This window comes from Bartonella massiliensis (assembly GCF_902150025.1).
Classification (GTDB): Bacteria; Pseudomonadota; Alphaproteobacteria; order Rhizobiales; family Rhizobiaceae; genus Bartonella; species Bartonella massiliensis.
In genome coordinates, this window is sequence record NZ_CABFVS010000055.1 from 1 (window position 1) to 1,897 (window position 1,897).

General features: G+C 37.3%; 3 protein-coding genes. All 3 read right to left on the reverse strand.

Going from position 1 to position 1,897, the window contains the following annotated elements; translation table 11 throughout:
* Positions 1-80 precede the first annotated feature (80 nt).
* Positions 81-704 (reverse strand): lambda exonuclease family protein, encoded by a 624-nt coding sequence (locus tag FNZ60_RS08955; RefSeq protein ID WP_142417226.1) that lies wholly within the window; start codon positions 702-704, stop codon positions 81-83.
* A gap of 1 nt (position 705) precedes the next feature.
* A complete protein-coding gene (locus FNZ60_RS08960) occupies positions 706-1,470 on the reverse strand; it encodes an ERF family protein (protein ID WP_142417227.1) in 765 nt (254 codons plus the stop codon).
* Positions 1,471-1,546: 76 nt separating this feature from the next.
* A partial coding sequence (locus FNZ60_RS09895; RefSeq protein WP_210243985.1) for a hypothetical protein occupies positions 1,547-1,897 on the reverse strand: 351 nt, incomplete at its 5' end.

Here is a 1,897-nt window from a genome sequence, read left to right on the forward strand (position 1 = left end):
CCCGTGGTGTGAAGCACGTATTGATTAAAAATTATTATGAAAGGGTGGGGGTGCTGGGAGGAGAGAGCACCCCCATAATATCAAGCGGCTTTCGCTAAAATCTTTTGCATCTCTTGGTCTATTTCTGCTAAAAAGATTTCAACCGCTTGATTGATTTTTTTAATTTGTTCTTCATCACGGTTGACGCGTTTGATTTTCATACGGAAACCAGATGATCTGCCTACAAAACGTGGGTCATAACTGATAAAATCACACCATTGGCGTCCAGTGCACGCCATTTGAAATTGCATTTGTGCGTGATATTCAGGCTTGATATGACTATCGATAAAGAAGCGTAGATGATTTGGTGATTGTGGGCATTTAACCTCTACCAGACCGTTCTCACCAACAAGCCCATCTGGACTTGCACCAGCCATTTGAATTGTGGGATGTTGAATGAAACCACACCCTGTGATTTCAGTATCATAAATGAATGCATATTCTTTTAGTGCATCTTCTTCATGTTCAATGCCCCATTGCATAGCAGGCGTTGTGTAAGATTGGCTTATTTCCTCTGTTAATCGCTCTGTCATAAGCTTTATTTTGTAATCTTCATATTTGCTTGTAGGTATTCCTTTTGCCGTTTTACTGAGTATGTTATAAACGTTTGAAGCGGTGACTTTACCTAAACGGGCTTGAAACCATTCTGCTGTTCTTTGTTCCATTTTACACCGCCTTTTGTTGCTCTTGTTGTGCTTTATTCATTTGAGAGCGTTTCTTTTTTTTCAAAGCAAACAAAACGGTTTGTGCTTGTTTATAAGACATCTGTGTTAGATTTTTTACTCCTATGAAAGAAAGAATATCGCTTTCCTTTGCTTGTGTCTGTTCTATTAATTCTTTGATCTCATTCATTTGTTCAGATGTGACACCTGCGATAAGTGTGTTGCCATCAGTATCATCTTCATCACTGGTTACATTAAGAAGCATGCCTAACAAGTATCTTCGTGCATAGGTAATTGTAGAACCAACAGATTGAATGTTATTTTTGCTGCCTTGTCCATCAATTGGAAATGTTCCTTCGGTTGAGATTTGATTGCCAGAGGGATGAGACAGAGTTATTTCTATGGCAATGTTTGTTGCGGTTTGACTTTTAACACGAGAAAACAAAGCGAAGTGGTATTTTGCAAGAGTATCCTTTACGGCGTCAATATACTGATCAAGCGTTGCATATGTACTCTTGGTATGGGTATTAATAGCGTTTTTTTGGATTTTTTGATATTCCGTTTGCATAGTGGAAAGATCAAAGACAAAGTTTTGATAATTTTGTCGTTCTATTTCCTTTTCTCGCAATGCAATAAGGCGCTCGAGACGATCCATATCGACGTCATTTTCTAAAGCTCTGTTTAAAATGCGGTCCATAGCTGTTGTTTGATTTTTACTATCATTTGTTTGTTTTTCTAATTCGGTTTGCGTGATAGTTAACTCACTCATCTTGATTTCCTCCATTGAAACGCAACTCACTCGTGGCGTGAATCACGCATGTGTTAAAAATTGTTTGGTTTGGTTGTTAAAAATTGAATTTCAGAGGCGGTATGATGTCATCAATTTCTAATATTGATATAAATCTACGTTCATCATTAGACTTAAGTGAAATAAAGATTTTGTCTTTATCATTAGAAAATCGTCCTATTTCAAATCCAATACATCTAAATACTTTGCTTGCGTATGATGCATATGTACATTTAGGTGTGTGATTTGATATCATTTTTTTAAAATTCTCTTCACCTAAAAGGTCATTGATGACGTCCTTAGGAATTATGGTCTCTACATAGGGATCGTCTTCATATCCAGAGATAGTTGTACAAAGTTCACCGGGGTTTTGATCACTTCTCACAACTGTCTGTACACACCAAGTAGG